This is a genomic window from Geodermatophilus sp. SYSU D01106 (assembly GCF_054049995.1).
Genome location: NZ_JBJGYM010000035.1, coordinates 1 through 25,937, shown reverse-complemented (window position 1 = coordinate 25,937; position 25,937 = coordinate 1). Strand labels below are relative to the sequence as shown.

Annotated in this window: 19 protein-coding genes and 1 pseudogene; 7 read left to right on the top strand and 13 right to left on the bottom strand. The window is 74.9% G+C overall.

Annotated features, from left to right (window positions below; genetic code table 11):
• Positions 1-180 precede the first annotated feature (180 nt).
• From ACI78R_RS22520 to ACI78R_RS22510, 3 genes are all read left to right on the top strand, one after another.
• Positions 181-2,388, top strand: a complete 2,208-nt coding sequence (locus ACI78R_RS22520; protein WP_457042350.1) for an MMPL family transporter — start codon at positions 181-183, stop codon at positions 2,386-2,388.
• A gap of 550 nt (positions 2,389-2,938) precedes the next feature.
• The gene (locus ACI78R_RS22515; RefSeq protein ID WP_457042349.1) at positions 2,939-4,636 is read left to right on the top strand and encodes an adenylate/guanylate cyclase domain-containing protein; all 1,698 of its coding nucleotides are present in this window, start codon (positions 2,939-2,941) and stop codon (positions 4,634-4,636) included.
• A gap of 350 nt (positions 4,637-4,986) precedes the next feature.
• The gene (locus ACI78R_RS22510) at positions 4,987-5,424 is read left to right on the top strand and encodes a hypothetical protein (RefSeq protein WP_457042348.1); all 438 of its coding nucleotides are present in this window, start codon (positions 4,987-4,989) and stop codon (positions 5,422-5,424) included.
• A 945-nt stretch (positions 5,425-6,369) separates the two neighbouring features.
• Here the strand turns inward: ACI78R_RS22510 and ACI78R_RS22505 are convergent.
• Both ACI78R_RS22505 and ACI78R_RS22500 read right to left on the bottom strand, forming a co-directional pair.
• Positions 6,370-7,311, bottom strand: coding sequence for an NADP-dependent oxidoreductase (locus ACI78R_RS22505; protein ID WP_457042347.1), 942 nt, complete (start codon positions 7,309-7,311; stop codon positions 6,370-6,372).
• Between the two features lie 26 nt (positions 7,312-7,337).
• A complete protein-coding gene (locus tag ACI78R_RS22500) occupies positions 7,338-7,805 on the bottom strand; it encodes a cupin domain-containing protein (RefSeq protein WP_073419859.1) in 468 nt (155 codons plus the stop codon).
• 184 nt (positions 7,806-7,989) lie between these two features.
• On the opposite strand from ACI78R_RS22500, the gene ACI78R_RS22495 reads away from it, so the two are divergent.
• Positions 7,990-10,020 carry an AAA family ATPase gene (locus tag ACI78R_RS22495; protein ID WP_457042346.1) on the top strand — a complete coding sequence of 677 codons (2,031 nt, stop codon included), beginning with the start codon at positions 7,990-7,992 and terminating at the stop codon, positions 10,018-10,020.
• A 21-nt stretch (positions 10,021-10,041) separates the two neighbouring features.
• Here the strand turns inward: ACI78R_RS22495 and ACI78R_RS22490 are convergent, their stop codons facing one another.
• On the bottom strand, positions 10,042-10,200 hold the full coding sequence (locus ACI78R_RS22490) for a hypothetical protein (protein WP_457042345.1): 159 nt from the start codon (positions 10,198-10,200) through the stop codon (positions 10,042-10,044).
• A gap of 330 nt (positions 10,201-10,530) precedes the next feature.
• Between ACI78R_RS22490 and ACI78R_RS22485 the strand changes: the two genes are divergently transcribed.
• The 3 genes from ACI78R_RS22485 to ACI78R_RS22475 all read left to right on the top strand — a co-directional run bounded on the left by ACI78R_RS22485 (position 10,531) and on the right by ACI78R_RS22475 (position 15,871).
• A complete protein-coding gene (locus ACI78R_RS22485; protein ID WP_457042344.1) occupies positions 10,531-12,648 on the top strand; it encodes a hydantoinase/oxoprolinase family protein in 2,118 nt (705 codons plus the stop codon).
• A complete protein-coding gene (locus ACI78R_RS22480) occupies positions 12,645-14,975 on the top strand; it encodes a hydantoinase B/oxoprolinase family protein (protein ID WP_457042343.1) in 2,331 nt (776 codons plus the stop codon). The genes ACI78R_RS22485 and ACI78R_RS22480 overlap by 4 nt, the downstream gene beginning before the upstream one ends.
• A gap of 203 nt (positions 14,976-15,178) precedes the next feature.
• On the top strand, positions 15,179-15,871 hold the full coding sequence (locus ACI78R_RS22475; protein WP_073419862.1) for a TetR/AcrR family transcriptional regulator: 693 nt from the start codon (positions 15,179-15,181) through the stop codon (positions 15,869-15,871).
• An 18-nt stretch (positions 15,872-15,889) separates the two neighbouring features.
• Here ACI78R_RS22475 and ACI78R_RS22470 read toward each other — a convergent pair whose 3' ends face one another.
• The 10 genes and pseudogenes from ACI78R_RS22470 to ACI78R_RS22425 all read right to left on the bottom strand — a co-directional run bounded on the left by ACI78R_RS22470 (position 15,890) and on the right by ACI78R_RS22425 (position 25,683).
• A complete protein-coding gene (locus ACI78R_RS22470; RefSeq protein WP_073419863.1) occupies positions 15,890-17,569 on the bottom strand; it encodes a (2,3-dihydroxybenzoyl)adenylate synthase in 1,680 nt (559 codons plus the stop codon).
• A complete protein-coding gene (locus tag ACI78R_RS22465; protein ID WP_457042342.1) occupies positions 17,550-19,202 on the bottom strand; it encodes an FAD-dependent monooxygenase in 1,653 nt (550 codons plus the stop codon). Before ACI78R_RS22465 ends, ACI78R_RS22470 begins: the two co-directional genes overlap by 20 nt.
• 61 nt (positions 19,203-19,263) lie before the next feature.
• Positions 19,264-19,662 (bottom strand): annotated as a pseudogene (locus ACI78R_RS22460) (hypothetical protein); the annotation flags it as partial.
• A gap of 12 nt (positions 19,663-19,674) precedes the next feature.
• Positions 19,675-20,598 (bottom strand): MFS transporter, encoded by a 924-nt coding sequence (locus tag ACI78R_RS22455; protein WP_457042341.1) that lies wholly within the window; start codon positions 20,596-20,598, stop codon positions 19,675-19,677.
• Between the two features lie 110 nt (positions 20,599-20,708).
• Positions 20,709-21,947: a hypothetical protein gene (locus ACI78R_RS22450; RefSeq protein WP_457042340.1), complete on the bottom strand. Its 1,239-nt coding sequence runs from the start codon at positions 21,945-21,947 to the stop codon at positions 20,709-20,711.
• Complete coding sequence (locus tag ACI78R_RS22445; RefSeq protein WP_073419866.1) at positions 21,944-22,189, bottom strand: hypothetical protein; 246 nt, start codon at positions 22,187-22,189, stop codon at positions 21,944-21,946. The genes ACI78R_RS22450 and ACI78R_RS22445 overlap by 4 nt, the downstream gene beginning before the upstream one ends.
• Positions 22,186-22,857, bottom strand: a complete 672-nt coding sequence (locus tag ACI78R_RS22440; protein ID WP_073419867.1) for a VOC family protein — start codon at positions 22,855-22,857, stop codon at positions 22,186-22,188. Before ACI78R_RS22440 ends, ACI78R_RS22445 begins: the two co-directional genes overlap by 4 nt.
• A gap of 31 nt (positions 22,858-22,888) precedes the next feature.
• Positions 22,889-23,638 carry a maleate cis-trans isomerase family protein gene (locus tag ACI78R_RS22435; RefSeq protein ID WP_457042339.1) on the bottom strand — a complete coding sequence of 250 codons (750 nt, stop codon included), beginning with the start codon at positions 23,636-23,638 and terminating at the stop codon, positions 22,889-22,891.
• Positions 23,639-23,723: 85 nt separating this feature from the next.
• Complete coding sequence (locus ACI78R_RS22430) at positions 23,724-24,254, bottom strand: hypothetical protein (RefSeq protein ID WP_457042338.1); 531 nt, start codon at positions 24,252-24,254, stop codon at positions 23,724-23,726.
• A gap of 106 nt (positions 24,255-24,360) precedes the next feature.
• Positions 24,361-25,683, bottom strand: coding sequence for an ATP-dependent 6-phosphofructokinase (locus tag ACI78R_RS22425; RefSeq protein WP_217651195.1), 1,323 nt, complete (start codon positions 25,681-25,683; stop codon positions 24,361-24,363).
• Positions 25,684-25,937 lie beyond the last annotated feature (254 nt).

Here is a 25,937-nt window from a genome sequence, read left to right as displayed (position 1 = left end):
CCCCCCCCCCCCCCCCCCCCCCCCCCCCCCCCCCCCCCCCCCCCCCCCCCCCCCCCCCCCCCCCCCCCCCCCCACCCACCCCCCCCCCCCCCCCCCCCCCCCCCCCCCCCGGGGGCCCCCCCCCCCCCCCCCCCCCCCACGGCACGAGCCCGTCAGCAGTGAGCCGACCGAGGGGGCGGGATGTTCGCAGTACTGGGCCGCGGCGTGTACCGCTGGCGGCGATGGGTGGTGGCGGTCTCCCTCGTGCTGGTCACCCTCGCGGGGGTCTGGGGGACCGGCGTCTTGGGCCAGATGACCGGAGGCGGCTTCTTCGACCCCGGCAGCGAGAGCGCCCGCGCCGGCGAGGCGGCCGAGCGGGCACTGGGCCGCAGCGCCGCCGACGTCGTCGTTCTCTGGTCCTCCGACGACCTGACCGTCGACGACCCGGCCTACGCCCGTGCGGTCACCTCCACGCTGGAGGCCCTGCCGTCCGACGACGTCCTGCGTGCCGTCTCCTGGTTCGACACGCGGGCCGACTTCCTCGTGAGCGACGACCGGCGCAGCACCTACGCCGTCCTCAGCCTGCGCGGGGACGAGGACGAGCGCGAGGACGTCCTCGACGCCATCGAGGCCGACCTCGCCGCCCCGGGGCTCACCACCCGCCTGGGCGGTGAGGTGACCGTGAACCGGGACATGAACGTCCAGGTCAGCGAGGACATCGCACTGGCGGAGACCATCTCGCTACCGGTCCTCGCGGTCCTGCTGGTGCTGATCTTCGGCGGGCTCGCCGCAGCCGCCCTCCCCCTCGCGATCGGCGTGACGGCCATCATCGGCTCCTTCGCGGCGCTGCGCGCCTTCGGGCTGGTCACCGACGTGTCGATATTCGCGGTCAACGTGGTCACCGTGCTCGGCCTCGGGCTGGCCATCGACTACGGGTTGTTCGTGGTCAGCCGGTTTCGCGAGGAGGTGCGCCGGCAGCCCACGATCGAGGATGCCCTGGCCCGGACGATGGCCACCGCCGGGCGCACCGTCGCCGTCTCCGGGATCACCGTGGCCGTCTCGCTCGCCGGGCTGCTCATCTTCCCGCAGGTGTTCCTGCGGTCCATGGGCTTCGGTGGGATGAGCGCCGTCGTCATCGCGATGCTCGCCGCCCTCACGCTGCTCCCGGCTCTGCTGGCGATGCTGGGCCCCCGCGTCGACGCCCTGTCACTGCGGCGGCTCGTCCGCCCACGCCGGCGGTCGGCCCACGCGGACGTCGAGCGCGACGGCACCTGGTACCGGATCGCGCACAGCGTGATGCGCCGGCCGGTCCTCTACACGGTCGGGATCGCGGCGCTGCTGATCGCACTGGCCCTGCCGTTCACCCGCGCGGAGTTCGGCGGCATCGACGTGCGCGCCATGCCGGAGGGCGCGGAGAGCCGCGTGGTCGCCGAGACGATCGAGCGGGACTTCGCACCCAGCCCGGTCGGCCCCGTCGAGGCGATCGTCCGCCTGCCCGGCGCCGCGGACGAGGACACCGCGCTGCGGTCCTACGTCGCCGCGGTCGCCGACCTCCCCGGCGTGGACGGCGCGACGGTCGTCGAGGCCGCCGGGGACACCGCGCGGGTAGCCATCGCCGCCGATGTGAACGCCCTGGGGACCGAGGGCCGCGACCTCGTGGCCGCCGTCCGGGCCGTGCCCCAGCCCGACGGCGCCGAGGTCCTCGTCGGCGGTACGGCCGCGGTCTACGCCGACCTGCTCCACAGCCTCGGGTCGCTCATGCCGTGGATGGCGCTGTTCGTCGCGGTGACCTCGTTCGTGCTGCTCTTCCTGGCCTTCGGCTCGGTCGTGCTGCCGGTCAAGGCGCTGGCCATGAACGTGTTGTCCCTGGGCGCCTCCTTCGGCGCCCTGGTGTGGATCTTCCAGGACGGCAACCTGACGGGGCTCCTGGACTTCACCCCGACCGGCTTCATCGAGGCCACGTCACCGATCCTCGTGCTGGCCATCGTGTTCGGGCTGTCGATGGACTACGAGCTCTTCCTGCTCTCCCGGATCCGCGAGCAGTACGACCTCACCGGCGACAACACCGCCGCAGTGGCCACCGGACTGCAGCGCACGGGCCGGATCATCACCAGCGCGGCGCTGCTCCTGATCGTGGTGATCGGCGCCTTCTCGCTCTCCGGCGTCGTGCTGATCAAGATGATCGGGATCGCGATGCTGATCGCGGTCGTCGTGGACGCGACGATCGTCCGGGCGCTGCTCGTTCCTGCCTCGATGCGGCTGTTGGGCCGGGCCAACTGGTGGGCTCCCGCCCCCCTGCGGCGCCTCCATGCCCGGTTGGGCATCCGCGAGCCCGGCGACGGGCTGCAGTCGGCCCCGGCCGAGGTGCCCGGCGGGCACCGTCTGGCACGCCTCGGTGGACCGACCTGAGAAGCGGCTTCCTGCCTCAGGGGGGCCTTGTGGGCCTGATCCGGCGATCAGCTCCTGGAGCATCGAGTCGGCCAGGAGCGCGGCTGCGCGGGCTCGGTCCGACTGTCACCAGGGCTTGAGCACAGCCTCGGTCCGCGCCGAGGTGGCGCGGCTCGGGGACGCGTTCGCCGCGCCCACCCACCGGGCCGGATCGTGGGTCGCCCCCGCGGCGCCCGACACCGCGCCGTCCAGCCCGCATCCGTGACCGCCGCCTGCGCACTCTTGACCGGTCCGGTCGCATCCGCGAGCATCTGCCGCCTGTGGCACGCGGGGGCGCCGCCGGCCCGCTGGCACGCGGCCACCGGAGGGGACCGTGAGCGCTGCGGAGACCGTCGCCGACGATCCTTTCCCGCTGAGGCTGAGCCGTGAGACGGCCCAGCCCTCACGGGCGGGCTCACGTGTCCCGGCGCCGCTCGGCAGACCCCTCTGGGCCTGGGGGCTACTCGTCCTCTGCTTCGCCTGCCAGTTGTGGCCGATCCCCTTGTGGACCGAGCTGGGCGCCGATGCGGCCGTGGCCGCCACCTTCGCGATCGGGGTCCTGGTCGGCCTGGCGGCGGGCTGGCTGCTGATCCCCCGTGCGGGACAGCACGGCAACGGCGCCGCGATGCTCCTGATCGCCGGCATCGCGGAACTGGCCGATTCCCTGCGCTACATCGAGGGTGGCCCGGGGCAGGTCCTCGGGTACCTGCTGTATCCGGTGACCGGCCTCCCCTTCGCCCTGCTCGTGCTGCGTTGGCCTCGCGGCCGGCTACCGTCGCCGGCGGCCCGACGGGCGTTCTACTACGCCTTGGTGTCGATCCCCGTCCTCCGGGTTCTCGACATCGTCACCTGGAATCCGGCTCGTGCGGGCTACTCCGGCCCCGCGTGGTGGCCGACGCTCATCGACGACCAGCAGCTCAACCTCTGGCTCTACCGGGTGGGGCAGCTCAATGTCGTCCTCCTCGCCGTCGCGCTTCTCTCACTGTCCGTCGCGCGGATGTCGCGCGCGGCGCAAGCGGAGCGTCGGGCGCTCCTGCCGGTCGTGCTGGCGGCGACCGCCTTCGCCGGTGTGGCCGCCGTCGAGGCCGTCGCCACCACGGTGGGCACAACGACGCCGGTCTCGCTGGTCCTCGCCAACCTGGCTTTCACCGCGGTCCCGTTGAGCGTGCTGGTGTCCCTGGGCGTGCGCCGGGTGCAACGGGCGCTGGCCGTGGAGGCGCTCCTGCAGCCGCAGCGACTGCCCGACGCCGGCTCCGTGCGGACTGCGCTCGCGCGCGCCCTCGGCGATCGCGGGCTCGCGCTCGCGCTGTGGTCAGCCGAGCGCGAGTGCTACCTCGACCTCGACGGACAGCAGGTCGCGGCAACGGGGCCGACCCGCACGAAGGTGGACCTCGCCGGCACGGACGGCGGCCGCGTCGCCCGGCTCCTCCTCGACCCGCGCGTGGCTGAGGACATCGACCTGGTCGAGTCTGTGGCCCGTGCCGCCGGTCTGGCCCTGGACAACGCTCGCCTGCAGGTGGAGTTGCGCGCCCGGCAGCGGGAGGTCGAGGAGTCCTCGACTCGCCTCGACGAGGCCGAGCACGCCGCCCGGTCGCTCTCCCGCTTGGTGCCGGGCGGTCTGGCCGACCTGCTCCGGGCTGACCCGGAGGCGCTGGCCCGCACCGAGCGGCTCACCGTGACGGTGCTGATGTCGGATGTCCGCGGATACAGCGGCATCGCCGAACGAGCCGAGCCGGCTGCCCTGGCGGCGCAGCTCAACGAGCACCGCCGGGCGATGAACGAGGTGGTCCTCGGCGCGGGTGGCACGGTCATGCAGTACGTCGGCGACGCCGTCCTCGCCGTCTTCGGCGCGCCTCAGCCCGAGCCTGACCACGCCGCACGCGCGCTGCGAGCGGCCATCGGCATGCACGCGGCGCAGCGCCGGCTGGACGCCGACTGGGAGGCACGCGGCCTGCCGCCGTTCGGGTTGGGTATCGGCGTGTGCACCGGCGAAGTGGCCGCGGCGTTCCTCGGCAGTGACGCGCGGTTGGAGTACACCGTCGTCGGCGACACCGTGAACCTTGCGGCACGGCTGTGCGATATCGCCCGACCCGCTGGGAGCACCGTCGCATCGTCGGCGACCGTGGCCGCCACCTCGGATTCCTGGACGGTCGAGCCACTCCCCGCGGTGCAGGTCAAAGGCCGGGTCGCAACCGTGTCCGCCCACCGGGTCGGCCCCGCCCCGCGCTGACCCGGCGCCGCAGTCCCGGGACCTACCAGGCCGGCCCCGACGTCGGCGGCCCCCCAGGTCGTGCGCAGCCGGTCGTGACAGCTGCCGCCGTCACGACCACACGACCGGAGCAGCCCAGCGCAGGACCTGGCCCCAGCGCAGGACATGGCCTTGCCGGTCGGTGACCGCCGCGACCGTCAGCCGCGCGACTCGACGCCGATCCCCGGTCTCAGCACTCGGCAGGACCACCTCCACCTGGGAACGGGTCACCTGTCGAGCAACCGACAAGGTCACAGTCGCCGGGCCGACAGCCCGGGTCGCGGTCGCGCCGGATGCTTTCGCCACCGATCCACCACCCACGAGGAGTTCCGGTGACCACCATCTCGCCCACCCACGCCACGTCGACCCTCTCCGCCGCCCCTCGCGTCCCACAAGCGTCCACCCTGCGGCGAGCTGTCGTCCTGCTGGGCGTGCTGCTTTCCATGCTCTGCACGAGCGTCCTGACCACGACGCACTCCGCATCGGCCGCAACTGGCGTCGCCACCGTCCGGGTCTGCTTCTACGAGTCGGGGTACGTCACCGGCACCCAGGTCTTCAAGGGCAACGCGGTGAGGATCTTGAACCAGTACGGGACCGCGTTCCGGACGGCAGCCGGCGGATGCGCCACGGTCCAGGTCTGGGCCGGGGTGTCGACGCGGATCGAGCCCAACAGCCTGGCGCTCACCGGCGGAACCCCCTGGTACGTCTACGCATCTGGCCGGTCCTACGACCTCGGCTGGGTTCGCGTCTACCGGAACAGCGGCTTCTGATTCGCAGCGGCCCGCGCTGCCACTCCCCTCGGGAGTGGCAGCGTCGTGCGTGGTCAAGCGCATGCGAGCACCGTCGCCACCCTGCGGACGACATCGCGGAGTGGCTGCCTGCTGGAGGGTCGACTTCCACAGTCCATCGCGCAGACGTCCCAGCGCGTCGGAGCCGTAACCACCCGCACCTCGGCGCTGCAAGGGCAAGCGCCGCACGGCCGGGAGGGCGCGGCGCAAGGACGCTCAGCGACGCCAGCGTCGTCGGATGAAACCCCCGGTGACCGGTTCCTCTCACCGCCCGCAGCGGCGCCTGAGGAGATGGAGCCGAAACGCGCTCGAGGACCGGAGATCCCCGACGCCAAAGGGGACACACCTCGTGCACTCGGTGGCGCGGAACTCGTGGTGACGGGTTACTTCAGGACGATTTGCGGGCTCATCGTCATGGAGAACAGGGGTGGTCCCGCGCATCGAGCTCGGCAGCCCAGGCCCGAGCACCAGCGAAACCGCCAAGTGCCGCGAGGGCCCACGGCGGAGCCTCCTGCACCGCCCGGCGAGCCGATGGACGGTCAAGCACGGCGAACCGCCGCGGAGTGCTGTGCTTGGTGCGGCGGGCCGATCACGCCAGGACGGCGAAGACCCATCGCGGAGTGGTGCTCGACCACCTGCCGTCACCGCGCTGGGGAACAGGGGCGGGCTGCATCCTCGGGCCGCCCCGCGACGACACATTCGAGTCAACGACTGACTGCGACACTGACCTGCGGTTTCATCGCCAGCCGGCAACATCCGACACGCCGTGTGCTGTTCCTGTCGAACAGGACGGCGGCGAGGTCGGTGGGCATGGGGTGTGCGGCTCTCCTCGGGCTGGGCGTCTCCCCGACGAGTGTCCCAGCCGGCCGGGCGCGCACCTCCGCGGTCGCCTCGTGAGACGGGGCACGCGCGCCCGGCCGGCCCGCCTCAGGAGCCCGGGACGACGACGGCCTTGCCGCTGATCCCGCCGTCGGCGGCCCGGGCGTGCAGGTCGGCGAGCCCGGCCAGCGGCACCCGCTCGGCGACGTCGACCCGCAGCTCGCCGCGGTCCACCCGGGCGACCAGCTCGGCCAGCTGGGCGGCGTCGCTGCGGACGAACAGGTCGATCCCGCGGACCCCGCGCGCCTCGTCCGACGGCGCCGGCATCCAGACGGTGGTGTTGACCAGGACGCCGCCGTCCCGGACGAGGCCGACGAGCGCGGCGAGCTGCTCCGGCTCCACCGGCGCCAGGTTGAGCACCACGTCGACCGGCTCGGGAACCGCGGCCGCGACGTCCCCGGCGGTGTGGTCGACGACCTCGGAGGCGCCGTCGGCCCGCACCCGGTCGGCGCTGCGCGGGCTCGCCGTGGCGATCACGTGCGCGCCGGCCGCCCGGGCGAGCTGGACGGCGTAGCCGCCGACCGCGCCGCCCGCGCCGTTGACCAGCACGCGCTGCCCCGGCTGCAGGCCGGCGTGCACGAACAGCGCCTGGTACGCGGTGAGCCCGACGATGGGCAGCGCGGCGGCGTCGGCGAGCGGGACCGTCGTCGGTGCGGCGGCGAGCACGTCGGCCGGGGCCAGGACGTACTCGGCCGCGGCGCCGTCCTCGGTCATGGGCAGGAACCCGACGACGGCGTCGCCGACGGCGGGGCCGGTGACCCCGTCGCCGAGCGCGTCGACGGTGCCGGCGACGTCGATACCCGGCGTGTGCGGGAGCGTCACCGGGATGGGGCCCTGCATGTTCCCGCCGCGGATGTTCGCGTCGACGCCGTTGAACGACGTGCCGGCGACCCGGATGCGCACCTGCCCCGGGCCGGGGACGGGCTGCTCGGCGTCCTCGTAGCGGAGCACGCCGGGACCGCCGAACTCGTGGAAACGGACTGCCTTCATGGGTCTTCCTCTCGGGTCGGACGAGGTCAGCGGGGCGGGCCGAGGACGACGTTGCCGCTCAGGTCGGCGGCCTCGGCGAGCAGCTCCGGGGGGATGGCGAAGCCGTCGGGGCGGGGCTCGCGCCGGTCGCGGCCGGCGTGGCGGAACATCTGCTCCAGCCCGCCGGGGGTGGCGACGAGCAGCAGGTCGGCGGAGTCGGAGGTGATCCGGTAGCCGTGCGGGATGCCGCGCGGCAGGAAGACCGCGCCGCCCTCGCCGAGCTCGTGCCGCTCCTCGCCGGCCCACACCAGGGCCTCGCCGGAGACGACGACGAACACCTCGTCCTCGCGGGTGTGCAGGTGGAACGGCGAGGCGTCGTCCCGCTCGACGTCGAGGCGGGCGACGGTGAGCGCGCCGCCGGTCGCCGCGGCGTCGAGCAGCACGCTCACCGTGCTGCCGCCGATCCACTCGAGCTGCTGCTGGTCCTGCCGCGGGGCGAGGAACGGGACGGTCACGGGTGCTCCCCGGGTCGGGAGGACGGCGGCGCCGTCCTGCTGGGACCGACCCTGCGCCGCGCCGCTGCCCGGTCGCCACGCCCGCGGGTGCCCACCCGTGCCCACCGGTGCCCACCCCGTCGGGGTGCGTCCTCCCGGGGCGGGCCGCCGGCGCGCGATCATGGACGGCGGCGAGAGGAGCCGGGTGAGCACGGGACTGGGCAGCAGGCTGGCCGCGGCGCGGGCGGAGGCGCTCGTGGGCCGCGACCGCGAGCGCGCCGTGATCGACGCCGCGGTGGCCGGCAGCGACGGCGCCCCGGTCGTCGTCTACCTGCACGGGCCCGGCGGCATCGGCAAGTCGACGCTGCTGCGCCACGCCGCCCGGCAGGCGGAGCGGGCCGGGCGCCCGGTGGTGCACCTCGACGTCCGCTTCCTCGACGCCGAGCCGCGGCGCTTCGAGGAGGCCGCCGCGCTGGCGTGCGTGCAGCCGGGCACCGTCTTGCTGCTGGACTCCTTCGAGCACTGCCGGCCGCTGGAGCCGTGGCTGCGTGACACGTTCCTGCTCCGGCTGGCCGACGACGCGCTCGTGGTCATCGCCGGCCGGGGCACCCCCGATCCGGAGTGGTCGCTGGACCCCGGGTGGGCGCCGCTGTTCTGCGAGCTGCCCGTGCGGCCGCTGGAGCCGGCCGAGTCCTCCGCCCTGCTCGCCTCCCGCGGCGTCGCCCCGGCGCAGCGGTCCCGGCTGACCGCGTTCGCCGGCGGCAGCCCGCTCGCCCTGTCGCTCGCGGCCACCGTCTCCGCCGGGAGCCCCGCGACGGGCGCGCCGTGGGAGCCCACCGGCGACGTGCTGACCACGCTGGTCGAACGGCTGGTGGGCGACGTGCCGGGGCCCGCCCACCGGCGGGCCCTGGAGGTGGTCGCCCAGGCGTACGTGACGCGGGAGTCGCTGCTGCGCGCGGTGCTGGGCGGGGAGGACACCGCGGAGCTGTTCGCGTGGCTGCGCCAGCTCCCCTACGTCGAGGCCACCGCCGAGGGCCTGCACCCGCACGACGCCGTGCGGGCCACCCTGGAGGCCGACCTGCGCTGGCGGGACCCGGCGCGCTACGACGACGTCCGGGTGCGCGTCTCGGCCGCCCTGCTGGACGCGGTGCGCGCGGCCTCCCACGACGACGCCCTGCTCCGCGTCGCCGAGTGGATGTTCCTGTTCCGCGACCAGACCGGCGTCGACGAGCTCTACGACTGGCGCGCCCACCCGCACGTCGAGGACACCGCGCTGACCCCCGCCGACGTCCCCGACGTGCTGCGCATGGCCGCGGAGGCGGAGGGCCCGGAGTCCGCGCGCATCGCGGAGCACTGGCTGCGGCGCCGGCCGGACGGGTTCCGCGTCTACCGGTACGCCGGCTCCGCGCGGCCCGTCGCGTTCATGGCGGTGCTGCGGATGGAGGAGCCCGACCCGGAGGACCTCGCCGCGGACCCGGTGATGGCCGCGCTCTGGGCGCACGTCGCGGACACCGCGCCCCTGGGGCCCGGCGAGCACCTGGCGATCCGCCGGTTCGCCGTGCAGCCGGCCTGGCACCAGCAGCCCTCGCCGGTCATGGACCTGATCAGCCGGCGGACGATCGCGGACGAGATGCGGGCGCGCGGGCGGGCGGTGACCGCCACCGTCTTCGAGGACGCCGCCCGCTGGGGCGCCTACCTGGCCGCCGCCCGGCTGGCGGAGGTGGCGGCCGTGGACGTCGGCGGCCGCCGCCAGCACGTCTTCGGCCGCGACTGGCGCCGCGAGCCGGTCGAGCGGTGGGTGGAGCTGCGGGCCCGGGCGGCGGCCGCGCCCGTGACCTCCGCACCGGCGGGGCGCCCACCGGGGGACGACGGCGACGTCCTGCCCGGTGCCGCGTTCGAGGCGGCCGTCCTGGAGGCACTGCGCACCTGGCACGCGCCGCGCGAGTTCGCCACCAACCCCCTGCTCGGCTCGCCCCTGGTGCCGGCGGACTCCCCCGACCCCGTCGCCGACCTGCGTGCCGCGCTCACCACCGCTCTCGACGCGCTGCCCAGCGACCCGGCCGGCGTGCGCGCACACGAGGCGCTCACCACCACGTTCATCTCCGCCTCCCGCACCCACAAGGCGGCCGCCCGCCGGATCGGCGTGCCCTACGGCACCTACCGGCGCCACCTCGCGCTGGGCCGCGAGCGGCTGGTCGCGGAGCTGCGCCGCCGGATGGGGGCGCCCCGCTCCTGAGCGCGCCGCGGACCGGGCGGGTCAGCCCTCCATCGGGAGCGACGTCCGGTCGAGGAGCACCTCTCCCAGCGCCACGTCGAAGCGCTGCGCGATCGACTGCAGCCGGTCGGCGGGCGCCTCCTCGTCCTTCGCCGTCACGTACTCCGAGATGAGCTCGAGCAGGTCGCGTGCTGTCGTCATGCCGCGAGCCTGCCCGCGATGCACCCGGTTCTCAACTCATCCGTCCAACTCTCGACGCCTCCGTCGAGGCCGACCGGACGGCGCGGAGGACCGCCGTGGACCCCCAGGGCCACGCATTGCGCGGCGGTCCCGCGACGGGCGGGCGCCCGCGGGTGACGGCCGGCCCGGCGGCGTCGATGCCGGCGCCGCGGGCGCCTCAGCGGGACGGACGTCTCCGGCAGTCGCGGACATCCCTCTTGACGTGACGAAGCGCACGTCGAAAAATCTACGCATTCGTCAAACGGGACGGTGCTCACCGCCCCGACGCAGGTCCGAGCGAAGGAGCCGACCGTGGCCTATGTGATCGGGGTGGACGTCGGGGGGACGTTCACCGACGCCGTACTGGACGACGACGCCGGGACGATCATCGCGGCGAAGGCGCCCTCGACGCCGCCGGACTACTCCCGCGGCGTGCTCGACGTCCTCGGTGTCCTGGCCGAGCAGCTCGGCCGCCCGCTGGAGGACGTGCTGGCCGACACCCACCACATCGCGCACGGCACGACGTCGTCGCTCAACGCGCTGGTGATGGGGAACGTGCCGCCGGTCGGCTTCCTCACCACCCGCGGCCACCGCGACTCGATCTACATCATGAACGTCGAGGGCCGGTACCTCGGCAGCTCGCCGCACGAGCTGCAGCACGTCCTCGGCCAGACCAAGTCGCACGGCCTGCTGCCCAAGCGGCACGCGCTCGAGGTGACCGAGCGCATCGACCGCGACGGCGAGGTCGTCGTCCCGCTCGACGAGGACCAGGCACGCGCGGCGATCCGGGCGCTGCTGGACGACGGCCTGCGGGCCATCGCGGTCTCGCTCCTGTGGTCCTTCCGCAACCCGGCGCACGAGCGGCGCCTGCGCGAGCTGGTCCACGAGATGGACCCGGAGGTGTTCGTCTCCCTCTCCAGCGAGGTCAGCCCGCGCATCCGGGAGTACGCCCGCAACGCGACGACGATCATGAGCACCCAGATCGGCCCGGGTCTGCGCGACTACCTGGGCACCTTGGAGGACGGACTGCGCGAGCGCGGACTGCGCGGGCCGCTGCTGGTCATGCAGAGCAACGGCGGCGCGGTGGCCGCCCGGCAGGCGCCGGCCACCGCCATCAGCACCGTGGGGTCGGTCCTCACCGGCGGGGTCGTCGGCTCGGTGGCCCTGGGACAGCAGCTCGGCCACCGCAACGTCATCTCCACCGACGTCGGCGGCACCACCTTCCTCGTCGGCCTGGTCGTCGACGGCGAGCCGGTGCGGGCGACGACGACGGTCATCAACCACCACCCGGTCAACGTGCCCACCCTCGAGGTGCACGCCATCGGCTCGGGTGGCGGCGCCATCGCCTGGCTCGACGCCGGCGGCAACCTGCAGGTCGGGCCGCACAGCGCGCAGGCCGTCCCCGGCCCCGCCTGCTACGACCAGGGCGGCACCGAGCCGACCAACACCGACGCCAACCTCGTGCTCGGCATCCTGCCCGAGCGGGGGTTGCTGGGCGGGCGCAAGCCGCTGTCGCTCGAGCGGGCGCGGGAGGCGATCCGCACCCGCATCGCCGAGCCGCTGGGCCTGTCGGTGGAGGACGCCGCCGCGGCCATCCACGCCGTGCAGAACGCCCAGACCGGCGACCTGCTGCGCAAGACCGTCGTCGAGGCCGGGCACGACCCGCGGGACTTCGTGCTCTACGCCTTCGGTGGTGCCGGCCCCGCCCACTGCGCGGCCTACGCCGCCGAGGTCGGGGTGTCCGAGGTCGTGGTGCCGCTCGGCCCCGTGGCGTCGGCGTTCTCCGCCTACGGGCTGGCCTCCTCCGACATCGTCGTCGCTGCCGAGTTGTCCGACCCCGCGGCCATGCCGCTGGACCCGGTGCGTGTGGAGAAGGCCTTCGCCGACCTCGAGACCCAGGTGCGCGAGGCGCTGGACCGGCAGGGCGTCCGGTACACCGCCGTCTCCCTCGACCGCGAGATCGACATGCGTTTCACCATGCAGCTGGCCGAGCTCGCCGTGTCGGTGCCCGGCGGCCCGGTCGACGACGCCGTCGTCGCACAGGCCGGCCGCGCCTTCGAGCGCCGCTACGCCGAGCTGTACGGCGAGGGCAGCGGCTTCGCCGCGGCCGGCATCCAGGCGATCACCTTCCGCGTGCGCGGCACCGGCGTGCTGCCCTTCTCCCCCCGCCTGCCGGAGCTGGCGCGGGCGGGGTCGGCGGACCCGTCGGCAGCCCGCACCGGCAGCCGGCCGGTGGACCTGGCCGACGGCGCCGGCCCGGTGGACACCCCCGTCTACGACTACCGCGCCCTGCGCGCCGGCCACGTCCTGGAGGGCCCGGCGATCGTCGAGGTCCCCACCACCACCGTCGTCGTCCCCGCCGGGCGCACCGGCACCGTCGACCGGCTCGGCAACCTGTCCATCACGCCCCGTCAGGAGTCCTCCCGATGACCATGCCGATCCCCGGCTCCGAGCGGTTCAGCAGTCGGCCCGTGGACCCGGACGAGCTCGCGGCCTCGCTCCCGGCGTCACTGCCCCTGCACACCGTCAGCCAGGAGCAGATCGACGCCCTGGACCCGCTCACCTACGAGGTGGTCCGGCACCGCCTGTGGTCGGTCACCGACGAGATGGGCGAGGCGCTCAAGCGCATGTCCGGCTCGCCGATCGTCACCGACGCCAACGACTTCGACTTCGCCATCGGCGACGAGCTCGGCCAGGAGGTGCAGGTCGGCCTCTACAACACGATGCTCGTCGGGGCCGTCGACCTCGCCGTGTACTGGACGCTGCGGCACCGGGCCGCCAACCCCGGCATCGCCGAGGGCGACATGTTCCTGTGCAACGACCCGTGGGTCGGCGGCGGGCTCCACCAGAACGACGTGATCGTCTACCAGCCGGTCTTCCACGACGGGCAGCTGTTCGCCTGGACCAGCGCCATCGCCCACGAGCCCGACCTGGGCGGCGTCGGCCTGGGGTCGTTCTCCCCCAGCGCCACCGACGTCTTCTCCGAGGCGCTGCCCACCCCGCCGGTGAAGGTGGTCCGCGGCTTCCAGCTGCAGGACGACGTCGCCGACCTGTGGGTCCGCCGCTCCCGGGTGCCCATGCTCGTCGGGCTGGACCTGCGAGCGAAGATCGGCGCCAACTCGATCGGCCGGCAGCGCCTCCTCAGCGTCATCGAGCAGTACGGCGCCGACACGGTCAAGGCCGTGATGAAGCGGATGATGGCCGACGCCGAGCAGCGGCTGCGCGACAAGCTGCGCCGCCTGCCCGACGGCACCTGGCGGGCCAGCGGCTACCAGGACCAGTCGCACGCCGGCGACCGCGGCCTGCACCGGATCACCGTGGCCATGACCAAGCGGGACGACCACCTGACGTTCGACTTCACCGGCACCGGCCCGCAGTCCGGCGTCGTCAACTGCACCTACGCCGGCATGCGCGGCGGCGTCGTGTCGGCGGTGCTGCCGCTGCTCGCCGGGGACATCCCCTGGGCGGCCGGCGGGCTCATGCGCTGCTTCGACCTGGTGTCCGAGGAGGGCACCCTCAACAACGCGACCTTCCCGGCCGCGGTCAGCCGGGGCCCGATCGGCCCGGCCTGGCTGACCGGCTCGCTGGTGGCGGAGTGCCTGTCGCAGATGCTCGACCGCTCGGTCGACCACGAGCGCAGCGTGCAGGCGACCTGCTGCGGCACCTGGGACACCGCGGTGCTCGCCGGGCTCGACGAGCGCGGCTCCCAGCCGGTGCCCTTCCTCAACCTGCTCATGGAGCCGATGGCCGGCGGTTACGGCGCCCGCCCGGGCGCCGACGGCATGGACACCGGTGGACTGTTCTGCATCCCGATGGGCCGCATCCCCGACACCGAGATGACCGAGTTCCTCTACCCGCTGCTGACCCTGTGGCGGCGGGAGGAGCCGGACTCCGGCGGCCCGGGCCGGCACCGCGGCGGTGTCAGCGCGTCGATGGCGGTCACGCCCTACGGCACGAGCGTCCCGATGGGCCTGGTGCTGGCCTCGGCGGGCAAGTCGGTGGCGCAGAACAACGGCCTCGCCGGCGGTCTGCCGGGCAACACCGGGGTCGAGGTGCTGGCGCGGGGCGCCGGCATGGCCGAGCGGCTGGCCGCCGGCGAGCTCCCCACGACGCTGGCGGAGGTCGGCGGGCAGCAGGAGTTCGGCGCCTGCTACGCCGAGAGCCACCTGGCGCCCGGCGAGGTGTTCTACATGCACTGGCAGGGTGGCGGCGGGTACGGCGACCCCCTGCTGCGCGACCCGGAGGCCGTGGCGCGGGACGTCCGCGAGTACAAGGTCACCGAGCACGGGGCGCAGGAGGTGTACGGCGTCGTCCTCAGCGGTGGGCGGGTCGACCAGGAGGCCACCCGGGCCCGCCGTGAGGAGCTGCGCGCGGGTCGACGGCACCGGGCAGCGCCGGCCGGGCCCGGACCGCAGGCGACCGTCGAGCTCGCCGGCGCCCGCCGCCTCGACGACAACCTCGTCGAGGCCCGGCACGACGGAGCGCCGGTGGTCGGCTGCGCCCACTGCGGGCAGGTGCTCGGGGACGCCCGCGCGGAGGGCCGGCTGCGGCTGGCCCGCTTCGACGGGCCGTCGTCGGCGGCCGGTCCGCAGGTGACGTCGGACCCCGCGCTCTACGTCGACGACGAGGTCGTGTTCCGGCAGTTCTGCTGCCCGGGCTGCTGGACCGCGGTGTGGTCGGGCGTCGTCCCGGCCGACCACGAGGACCACGCACTCGACCTGGCCCGCCTGCTGACGGCGGCGCCATCGGCCGGCTGACGTCCGGCCGCGGGGCCGTACGCGTCCGGGGTACCCGGGCGCGCACGGCCCCGCGGTGTGTGACGGGGGCGGGCGGCACCCGCCACTAGGCTCCCGGCGTCGGGTCGCGCAGGTGCGGTCCGTACCCGCACGACACCCGCACCCCGACGACACCTGCAGCCGGACGACACTGCGCCCGGACGACGCGGAGGAGGCAGCTGCCGGTGAGCAGCGCACCCGAAGGACGGCCCAACGCCCGGCGCGACCTCGTCGAGGCCCAGATCCTCGAGCAGGCGACCCGGTTGTTCGCCGAACGCGGCTTCGCCGCCACCAGCCTGCAGGACATCGCCGAGGCCACGGGCCTGACCCGGCCGGCGCTCTACCACTACGTCCGCAACAAGGACGACCTGCTGTCCCGGCTCGTGCAGGAGCTCACCGAGGGCCCGGCCGAGGAGCTGCACCGCATCAACGCCGACGCCGACCGCCCGCCGCTGGAGCGGCTGCGCGACATGGCCCACGCCGTCGCGCTGCGGATGGCGCGCTCCCCGGAGCGGTTCCGGCTGCTCATCCGGTCGGAGGCGGAGCTGCCGGAGTCACTCGCCGACGTCTACGCGCGTGGCCGGCGCCGGGTGCTCCGCGAGTTCACGGCGGTGATCGAGGACGGCATCGCCGCCGGCCGGCTGCGCCCGGTCGACGCCCGTGTCGCCGCCCTCGGCGTCATCGGCATGTGCAACTGGGTGGCCTGGTGGCACCGGCCCGGCCAGCAGGACGAGGCGGTGGCCGGGCAGATCGCGGACATGGCCGTCGCCTCACTGGCCGAGGCCGACTCCCGGGCCGGGGAGGGCGAGGGCCCGGCGCGCGCACTGTCGCTGCTGCGCCAGGACCTCGACTACCTCGAGCGGCTGCTCGGCGGCTGAGATCGGTGGCCGCCGGCGTCAGCCGGGCGGCGGGCCGCCGGCCACCTCGGCCCGCAGGCGCTTCTTGTCCAGCTTGCCGACCTGCGTCCGGGGCAGCTCCGTGCGCCACTCCAGCCGTTCGGGCCACTTGTACTTCGCGACGCCCAGCGCCTCGAGGTGCCGCCGGAGCTCGGCGAGGTCCACCGGGTCACCGTCGGCCACGAGCACCGCGCAGGCCCGCTCGCCCAGCCGCTCGTCGGGCACCGCCACCACCGCGGCGGCCGCGACCGCCGGGTGCCGCACGAGCAGCTGCTCGACCTCCTCGGCGTTGACCTTCTCGCCGCCGCGGTTGATGACGTCCTTGATCCGGCCCTCGACGGCCAGGTAGCGGCCACCGTCGATGTCCACCAGCCGGGCGAGGTCGCCGGTGCGGTAGAAGCCGTCGCCGGTGAACGCCCGCGCGTCGTGCTCCGGGGCGGCGAGGTAGCCGCGGATCGTGTAGGGCCCGCGCGCGCAGAGCTCCCCCACCTCGCCCGGTGGCACCTCGTCCTCGGAGTCCGGCCGCAGGACGCGGACCTCGTCGAGCGGGGACAGCGGCGTCCCGACCGTCTCGTTGCGCGCCCGGCGGGGCGCGCCGGGGAAGGTGACGGCGAACATCCCCTCCCCCATGCCGAACAGCTGCCCGGTCCACAGGCCGAGCGCCTCGAAGCGGTCGAACAGCTCCGCGCTCACCTTCGCCCCGCTCAGGACGACGGTGCGCAGCGTCGGCACGACGGCGGCCAGGCCCGGGTGGTCGATGACGCCGTAGTGGCCGTGCCCGAACAGCACGTCGGTCACCCCCGCCGCCGCCATGAGCGGCAGGGCCCGGTCCAGGTCGGGAGAGGCCAGGACCAGGGTGCCGCCGACGCTGTGCGGGCCGTGCAGCCCGCAGACGATGCCGGCGTTGTGCACGACCGGGATGAGGTGGGCGACTCGGCTGGAGGCGTTCCAGCCCCACGCGGAGGCGTAGGCGAGGGCGTTGTACCAGTACTCGGCGTGCAGCCGGGGGATCACCTTGGGCACCCCGGTGGTGCCGCCGGACAGCTGGAGGACGGCGACGTCGTCGGGACCGATGCCCGCCTGCACGGCGTCGACCCGGGCCCGCGCCACCGTGGGGTCGGCGTCCCGGCCCAGGTCCTCCAGGCGGACGGTGCCGGCGTCCGCGGCGGCGCCGACGGTGAGCAGGTGGCGCAGGGTGGGATGGTCCTGCGCCTGCTCACGGCCGAAGGCGACGAGGTCGAAGCCCCGCGTCCCCGCCTCCACCAGGTGCCCCACCGCGCCGACGAGCCGGCTGATCTGCGAGATCTCGTGTCCGCGGTGGTGCGCCAGCGCGCAGACCGGCAGCAGGCCGGCCTTCAGGGTGGCGTACCAGGCGAGCACCGTCTCCTGCCGGTTGGTCACCTGGAACACCACCGGGTCACCGGGGCGCAGCCCCAGCTCGCCCAGCCCGCAGGCGATGAGGTCGGTGCGGGCGTCGAGCTCCGCGTAGGTGAGCGTGCCCGCGTCGGTGACCAGCGCGACGACCTGCGGGTGTGCGGCGGCGACCCGCTGGAACTCCTGCACCAGGGTCCGGTCGCCCCACAGGCCGGCCTCCCGGTACCGCCGGACGGCGTCGTCCGGGTACGGGACGACGCCCGCGCGCAGGGTCGAGCGGGGCCGCTCAGGCGCCGGGACGGACATCGGTCTCTCCTCGGGAGCCGGACAGCACGGGCTGCAGGGTGCGGGGGGAGGCGGCCTCACCGTCGGTGAGGTCGACGAGGTCGGTGCGGCCGCTGACCAGCGCGGCGGCCGCGTCGGCGCGCAGCTCGGCGGGCACGGAGACGACCGTCAGCAGGCCGGTCACCCGCCGGACCCGCTCGGCGAGGTCGAGGCGGTCGAGCACGGCCTCCCGCCCGGCCGGGCCGGTGAGCCACAGACCGGCGCACCCGCGGGCGGCCAGCTTGCCGGCGCGCCGGGCCAGCGCGTCCCCCGCCGACGACCACGCGCTGCCGGGCGGGGCCACGAGCCGGGCCAGGGTGCCGGGCGGGGCGTCGTCGCCGTCGACGACCTCGGGCAGCTCGGCGGGGTCGGCCCGCCGGGAGGCGAGGACCCGGCCGGCCCGCTCCAGCGGCCGGTCCAGCACCCACTCGTCGAGGCCGGCGGCGGGGAGCCCCTCGGCCGGGGAGCCCGCGTAGTCGGCGAGCGCGCGGGCGACGACGTCGGGGCTGCTCGTCGCGAAGCGGGACAGCGGCACGTTCCCCGCCCGCGACATGTAGGCCACCATCAGCCGGTCGACCGGCTCGTCGAGCCGGTCGGGGAAGCTCTCCCACCACAGCTGGCTGCGCCGGGCGAGGCCCTGGAGCCGCTCGACGGCGGGGCGCCGCACCGCCTCGTAGGCGGTGAACGCGGAGGGCACGTCGCCCGACGCACCCAGGGCGTCGACGAGCGCGATGGCGTCCTCCATGGCCAGCTTGGTCCCCGAGCCGATCGAGTAGTGCGCGGTGTGGGCGGCGTCGCCGAGCAGCACCACGGTGCCGCTGTGCCACCGTCGCGCGGTGACCCTGCGGAAGCGGAGCCACTGGGTGCGGTTGCCGATGAGAGGGTGACCGCGCAGCGACGCGGCGAAGACACCCTCGAGGTGGCGCAGGCTGGCCTCGTCGTTGGCGTCCCGCGCCAGGCCCCGCGCGCCGGCGTCCAGGCCGGCCCGCCGCCAGGTCCGCTCGTCGGTCTCGACGAGGAACGTGCTGCGGTCGTCCTGGTAGGGGTAGGCGTGCGTGACGAAGGTGCCGGCCTCGGTCTCCACCGGCTCGAACAGGGCGTGGTCGAGCGCGAAGTCGGTGGCCGCCCACAGGTAGAGGCCTGCGCCCGTCTCCACCGTGGCCCCGAACTCCTCCGCGCGGGCCGTGCGGGTGGCGCTGTTGACGCCGTCGGCGGCGATCACCAGGTCGGCGTCGAGCTCGTCGGCCCGCACCCGCTCCCCGAACCGCAGGACGACGCCGGACTCCTCGGCGTGCCGCTGCAGGACGGCGAGCAGCCGCGTGCGCGCGATGCCGATCAGGGCGTCGTTGCCGACCGTGGTGGCCTGCCCGCGCACGCGCATCTGCATGTCGTGGCGGTGCCCGCCGGCGACGATGTCGCGCAGGCTGGCCGGGTCGGCGGCCTCGAGGTTGCGTTGCGTGCCCGCGGCGAGCCCGACGCCGAAGCCGAAGGTCTCGTGCGGCACGCCCTGCTCGTGGACGACGACCTCGCACCCCGGCTGCGCGAGCTTGAGCAGCCGGGCGGCGTACAGCCCACCGGGCCCGCCGCCGAGGACGGCGACCCTCCTCAGCTCCACCCTGACCTCCCCGAGACGTGTTGACGCTCAAGTCGAGTATTCGACGTTGCCGATGACACTGTCAACGCACCGCTCCTGCCGCCGGCACCGCTGCCTCGGTGGAGCGGACCGGGCCGACCGCCCGACGCGCGGGCACCAGGGCCGCGGCCACGCCGCCGAGGGCAGCGGGCAGCGCGAACGCGTGGAACTGCCACGACAGGCCGAGACCCGCCGCGACCAGCAGCCCGCCGTAGGTCGGGCCGAGGATGGCGCCCACCCGGCCGACGCCGAGCGACATGCCGAGTCCCGTCGTGCGCACAGCGGCCGGATAGGAGACGGCCACGAAGGCGTTGAGCAGGATCTGCGTGCCGGTGGTGCCGAAGCCGGCCACGGCCACGAGCAGGTACACCGCCCACGTCGGCGGCGCGAGGCTCAGCAGAGCCAGCGACACCGCCGCCGCCCCGAAGGCGGCGACCGTGACGGGCTTGGCGCCCTAGCGGTCGGCCAGCCCGGATGCCGCGAGCGCCCCCACGACGGTGCCGCCGTTGAGGACCAGGACGAACGACAGCGAGGACTGCAGGCCGTAGCCGGCGGCGGTCATGAGCGCCGGCAGCCACGACGCGACGCCGAAGAGCACCAGCAGGCAGAAGAACGTGGCGACCCAGAACGACACCGTCATCGCGGCGCGCCCGTCCGAGAACAGCGCCCGCAGTCCACCGCGGGCCGCCGCGGTCCCTGCTGCGTCCGGACCGGCCGGTACCAGGGGGACGCCGTACCGCGCGGCGACGTGGGCCGCCTCCTCCCGGCGCCCCGAGGCGAGCAGGAAGGCCGGCGACTCGGGCAGGTACCGCAGCATCAGCGGCAGCACCACGAGCAGCGGCACCGCCCCGGCGGCGAACATGCCCCGGAAGCCGAACGCGGGCACGAGCCAGAGCGCGAGCAGGCCGGCGAGCATGCCACCCACGCCGACGCCCGCGAAGCCCAGCGCCGCGGTCCGGGTACGCCGGCCCGGGGTGGAGAACTCGACGAGGATGGCCACCGCCGTGGGCATGAGCGCTCCGGCGCCGAGACCGATCAGGAAGCGGGAGACGCCGAAGACCTCCGGGGTCGGCGACAGCGCGCACCCCGCCATGGCCAGGGAGAACGTGCAGACGCTGACCAGGATGGTCCGGCGGCGGCCCCACCGGTCCCCGACGGCCGCCGCGGCCAGCGCACCCACGAGCATGCCGAAGGCTGCCAGCGAGCCGAGGACGCCCACCGCAGGCGCGTCCAGGCCCCACGGCCCGTGGGCGAGCAGGGCGGGCACGACCGTCCCGTACATCAGGAGGTCGTAGCCCTCGAGGACGAGCGCCAGGAAGCACAGCGCGACGACGGTCGCCGACGCCCCGGTCCGGGGGCTCGCGCGATGTGTGGACATGCCTTCTCCATCGAAGACGGGGCCCGCGACTGCCGGGCCGGTGCAGGGGGACGCGCCGCCTGCCCGGCGAGGCCGGGGGCGGGAGGGCGGGCCGGGTGGGACCGCCGGGCTCAGCGGGAGAAGCGCTCCTCGAGCCAGCCGCCGATCTCCGCGGCGGCCAGGCTCGCGCCGGTCGGTTCGCCGTCGGCGACGGCACCGCCGAAGTGGGTGCCGCGCACGGACCGCACGGTGAGGTCGTCGGCGCCGAGCGCGGCGGTCATGGCGTCGACGTCACGCGGGAAGCAGGCCTGGTCGCCGGTCAGCTCGACCAGCAGCGTGCGCGCCGACACGTCCGGGGCGCAGCGGAGGAAGTCGGCACGGGTGGTGGTCGCCGACCAGGTGGACAGCCAGGCGTCGGGGGTGCTGAGCCGGCCGAAGCCGAGCAGGCCGTAGTTGGTCAGGTCGGGCCGCCGGCCGAACAGTGACCCGTACGGCCGGTCGTTGGGATCCAGGGAGAGGTCGACCGAGCGCAGGTCGGCGTCGGTGCGGAACACCGTGAGCAGCCGAGGCGCCAGGGCGGCACGCCGGTCGCGCGGGTCCTCCGAGCTCCGCGACCGCCGGCGGGCTGCGTCCGCCTCGTCCGCCAGCCCGCGGGCGACTGCGTCCAGGCGCGCGATCCGCGCCGCCTGCGCCTCCCGGTAGCGGGCGACGAACTCCGGCGCGTAGCTCGAGGTCTCCCCGGGTGGCGCGAAGCCGTTGTCCGGGTCGTAGGGGTCGAGGGCCGGGTCGACCGACAGGGGGTCGCGCTCGTCGGTGACGGAGGGGTCGACGAGCCGGGCCAGCAGCGCACCCTGGCCGGGGTGAGGCGCCATGAAGACCACCCCGTCAGGCACCGGGAGGTCGGCGTCGGCCAGCGGCACCGGCCGTCCGGTGGAGGTTGCGGAGATCCGCCCGGCCGGCGCCAGACCGGCTTGCTGGGCGTACAGCGCGAACAGCGTCCCGCCGCCGGAGTGGCCGAGGACGACGACGTCGTGGAAGCCCGCCCGGCGCAGGAAGACCTGGCCGGCGCCGATGTCGAGGACCGTCTGCTCGTGCACCAGCGCCAGGTCGTTGTTGACCGACCGGCTGCCCTGCGTCCACACCGCGAAGCCGCGGGCCAGGAGCTCGGGGACGAGCACGTGGTGGGACACGTCCTGCCGGGGGTGGGCGAGGCAGACGACGGTGCGCGCGCCGGGGACGGTCCGCAGGAGCCCGGTCACGGTCGCGCCGTCGGCGGTCCGCAGCTCGTGCGCGGTGGTGACGGTGGCGGCCGGGGGCTCGGCCGCGGCGATCCAGCGCCCGGCCCCGAGCCGCTCGGCGGTGCCGGTCACACCGGCTCCACGCGGAGCGCGTCCTTGTCCTGCTGCGTCACGCGGGCACCGCGCAACCCGGCGACGCAGGAGTACCAGACGGCGTGCCGGCACCCGGTGGCCCGGCGGTCGACGACGATCGCGCCCGGTGCGCTGATCTCGAAGTAGGGCCCCACCCGCGCGACGGTGACGTCGGGTCCCTGCCCGGCCACCGTGGCCACGGAGACGTTCTCGGGGACGTCGAGGACGTAGAACGTGGTCACGGCCGCGCCACCTCCGGGACCGACGCCTGTTCTGCGGTGGCCCGCGCGGCGTGCTGCTCCTCCCACGCCGCGGCCCGCTCGACGATCAGCTCGGCCTTGCGGGTGAGCAGCGCCGCCATGCTGGGGTCGGGCCCGGACACGACGTCGACGAGCGCGTCGATCGTCAGGGCCGCGTCGAGGTCCTCCTGCGGGGTCACCGGCCGCAGTGCCCGCGTGATCTCGATCATGTAGCCGTTCGGGTCGTGCGTGTAGATCGACTCGATCGTCTCGTGCTGGATCTGCATCTCCACCGGCCACTCGCTGCCGTCCAGCCGCCGGCGGTACTCGAGGAGGTCCTCCTCGCTGTCGACGTGGATGGCGAGGTGCCGGGACCGGATGAAGTAGACCGGGACGTCCTCGGCGAAGCGGGAGTACGCGTCGCCCTGGGGGCCGCCTCCGAACGGCTCGAGGCCGAAGTAGTAGAAGAAGGCGAGGCGGTCGCCGTTGCCGATGTCGAAGAAGAAGTGGATGAAGTCCGGGTGCCGCTCCGGGCCCCAGCCGGCGGCACAGATGGAGTGGACGACGGGAAAGCCCAGGACGTCACGGTAGAAGCGCACCGTGCCGGCGGGGTCGAAGGTCGGGTAGGCGACGTGGTCGACGCCGCGGACCCGGTGCGGGAGTTCGCTCACGGGATCCTCCTCGGGTTCGGCGGGAGTGCGGTCAGGCGGGGACGGGGACGCGGTCGGCCCGCAGGAGGCTGCCGGCACCGGGGAGGTCGACGCGCAGACCGAGGGCGCGCAGCAGGCTGTAGGCACCGGCGGTGGCGGCCGACAGCACCGGGATGTCGAACTCCTGCTCGGCCGGCTCGACCAGGGACAGCGACGGCATCTGCACGCAGCAGGACAGGACGAGGGCGTCGGCACCGGACAGGTCCAGCTCGCGGGCCGCTGCCATCACCCGGTCGCCGGGGATGCAGCCCACCTCGGCGTTGTCGGCCACCTCGAGCGCCCGCCAGTCGGCCACCGTCAGGCCCTCGGCCTCCAGGTAGGCGACCACCTGCTCCGCGAGCGGCCGCGTGTAGGGCATCACCAGGGCGACCCGACGGGCCCCCAGGCCGCGCAGCGCCTCGACCAGTGCGCCGGCACTGGAGCGCACGCGGGCCTCCGAGCGCCCGGTCGCCAGCTGCTCGGCCACGGCGGCCTCGACGCGCTGGTGCTCACCGGGTCCACCGGCCATGAGCGCCACCAGGCACGCGTAGAGGATCGCCTCGGGACCTGCGTCGCCGAGCTCGAGGACGCAGCGCTCGCGCTGGGCGTTCATCGCCCGCAGCTGGGCGGGACTGACCGCCGTCATGCGCATCCGGCTGGAGTGGAACGAGAACGACGCGTCGGGGTGCCGGGCCAGCAGCGCCGGCATCTCGGTCTCCACGGTCACGTTCGAGCTCGGCACGACGAGCCCGATGCGGTGCACGGCCACACGGTCCTCCCGGGTTGTTGACGCTGACGACGATTATTCGACGTCAGCGACGACAGTGTCAACCCGGTCGTACGACCTCTCAGGCGCTCGGTGCGACGGCCCTCCGGCGGGCGCGGGCGAGCAGGAGCGCGGCGGCTCCCCCGGCGGCGGCGAGCACGATCGGCAGGCCGGCGCCGTTGCCGTCCGCGGGCATCTGGGTCGACGGCGGGCACGCCGCGTCACCCTGGCGCGCGGCCAGGTTCGTGCTGCCCAGGTGCCACATGGGTCCGCCGCCGCCCGTCACGGTCACGGCGAACACGCCCCGCCGGAGGCCCGGCTCGAAGGTCGTGGGCTGCGGCGTGCCGTACCGGGTCGGCGTGACCTGGTTGGCCGGGCCGACCGGGATGGTCACGGTCGCGCCGGTGCGGTTGTCGTAGCCGAAGACCGCCGTCCAGTTGCCGTCGGCGCGGGTGAGGACGCAGTCCAGGACGGGGACGACGTCGGGCGGGTCGGAGCGGTTGGGCGCCGCGGCGGCGGCACCGGGAACCAGCGCGACGAGGACGGCGATCGCCGCCGTCGCCAGCAGGCGGACCGGGGTCCGCGAGGAGGTCCTGCGTCCGTGCCGCGGCATGGCGGTGTCCCGTCGTCTGGCCGGCTGTTCCACCTGACGCAGACGGCATCGGCAGGACGGCGGCGGTCCTGCAGCCGGACCGCCGCCCCTCACCCGCGCGGGTGGCTCAGCCGAAGCGGACCGGCTGGCCCGTCGCCTCGAGCACCGACATCCACAGGTCGCCCAGCGGGTCGACGTGGTTGCGCCGGCTGACGGCCAGCGCCATCGGGATGTGCACGAACCGCCGCCGGCGCCGCGCCACGATCACCTCGGTGCGCCCGGCCATCGCCGCGTGCACCGCCGCGTGCGCCAGCCGCAGGCAGTAGGCGCTGTCGTAGGGGTTGGCCGGCACGCTGCGGATGGCGTAGCTCGGGTCGAAGTAGCGGACGTTGTTCTCGACCCCGGCCTTGTCCAGGTGCTCGCTGATCAGCCGCCGCATCAGCCGGCCGATGTCGCCGAGGCGGACGTTGCCCGAGGCGTCCCGGCCCGGCTCGTGCTCCTCGATGTGCTCCTGCCCGGCGCCCTCGGCCACCACGACGACGGCGTGCCCGCGGTCCTCCACCCGGCGGCGCAGGTGCTCGAGGAAGCCGCCCTCCCCGTGCAGCGCGAAGGGCACCTCCGGGATGAGCACGTAGTCGGCGTCGTCCTTGGCCAGCGTGGAGTAGCAGGCGATGAAGCCCGAGTGCCGGCCCATGAGCTTGACCAGCCCGACCCCGCCGGGCGCCGAGCGCGCCTCGACGCTCGCGGCGTGGATGGACTTGGTGGCCTCCGACATCGCCGTCTGGAAGCCGAAGCTCTGGTCGATGTAGGGGATGTCGTTGTCGATCGTCTTCGGCACGCCGACGACGGCGATCTTCAGGCCGCGCTCCTGGACCACGCGGACGACCTCCATCGCCCCGCGGATCGTGCCGTCCCCGCCGATGACGAACAGGATGTTGATCGCCAGCCGCTCGAGGGCGTCGACGATCTCCTCGGGGTCCTGCATGCCGCGCGAGGTGCCGAGGATGGTGCCGCCCTCGTCGTCGATGTGCTGCACGACGTCCGGCGACAGGTCGACGACGTCCTCGCCGTAGCGCGGGATGAAGCCGCGGTACCCGTTGCGGAACCCGACGATCCGGCGCACGCCGTAGTGGCGGCACAGCTCGAGCACCAGCCCGCGGATGACGTCGTTGAGGCCGGGGCACAGCCCGCCGCAGGTGACGATGCCGACGCGGGTCTTGGCCGGGTCGAAGTAGATGCGCTGGCGCGGCCCGCCGGGCTCCAGGCTCGGCAGCTCGCTGACCGGCACGTCGCGCGCGCCGGCCATCGACAGGGTGTCGTCGAAGAGGACCCGGTCCCCCTCCTGCACCGAGTGCTGCGTCGTCTCGCGGGCCGCGAGCCGCTCGGCCAGGGGCGAGTCGATGCGGCACGGGCCGAGCGTCCGCACCGCGAGGTCCTCGTGTCCGATCACGGGGTGAACGCTCCCACACCGGGGCGCCCGCACCGCGCGCGGCACCCCGGTCATCAGGACGTCATGTCGATTCGCCCGTACGGGGCGCCGCGGCGGCGCCGTCCTGGTGCCGCACCACGACCCCACCGACCGCGGCCCGGGGGGGGGGGGGGGGGGGGGGGGGGGGGGGGGGGGGGGGGGGGGGGGGGGGGGGGGGGGGGGGGGGGGGGGGGGGGGGGGGGGGGGGGGGGGGGGGGGGGGGGGGGGGGGGGGGG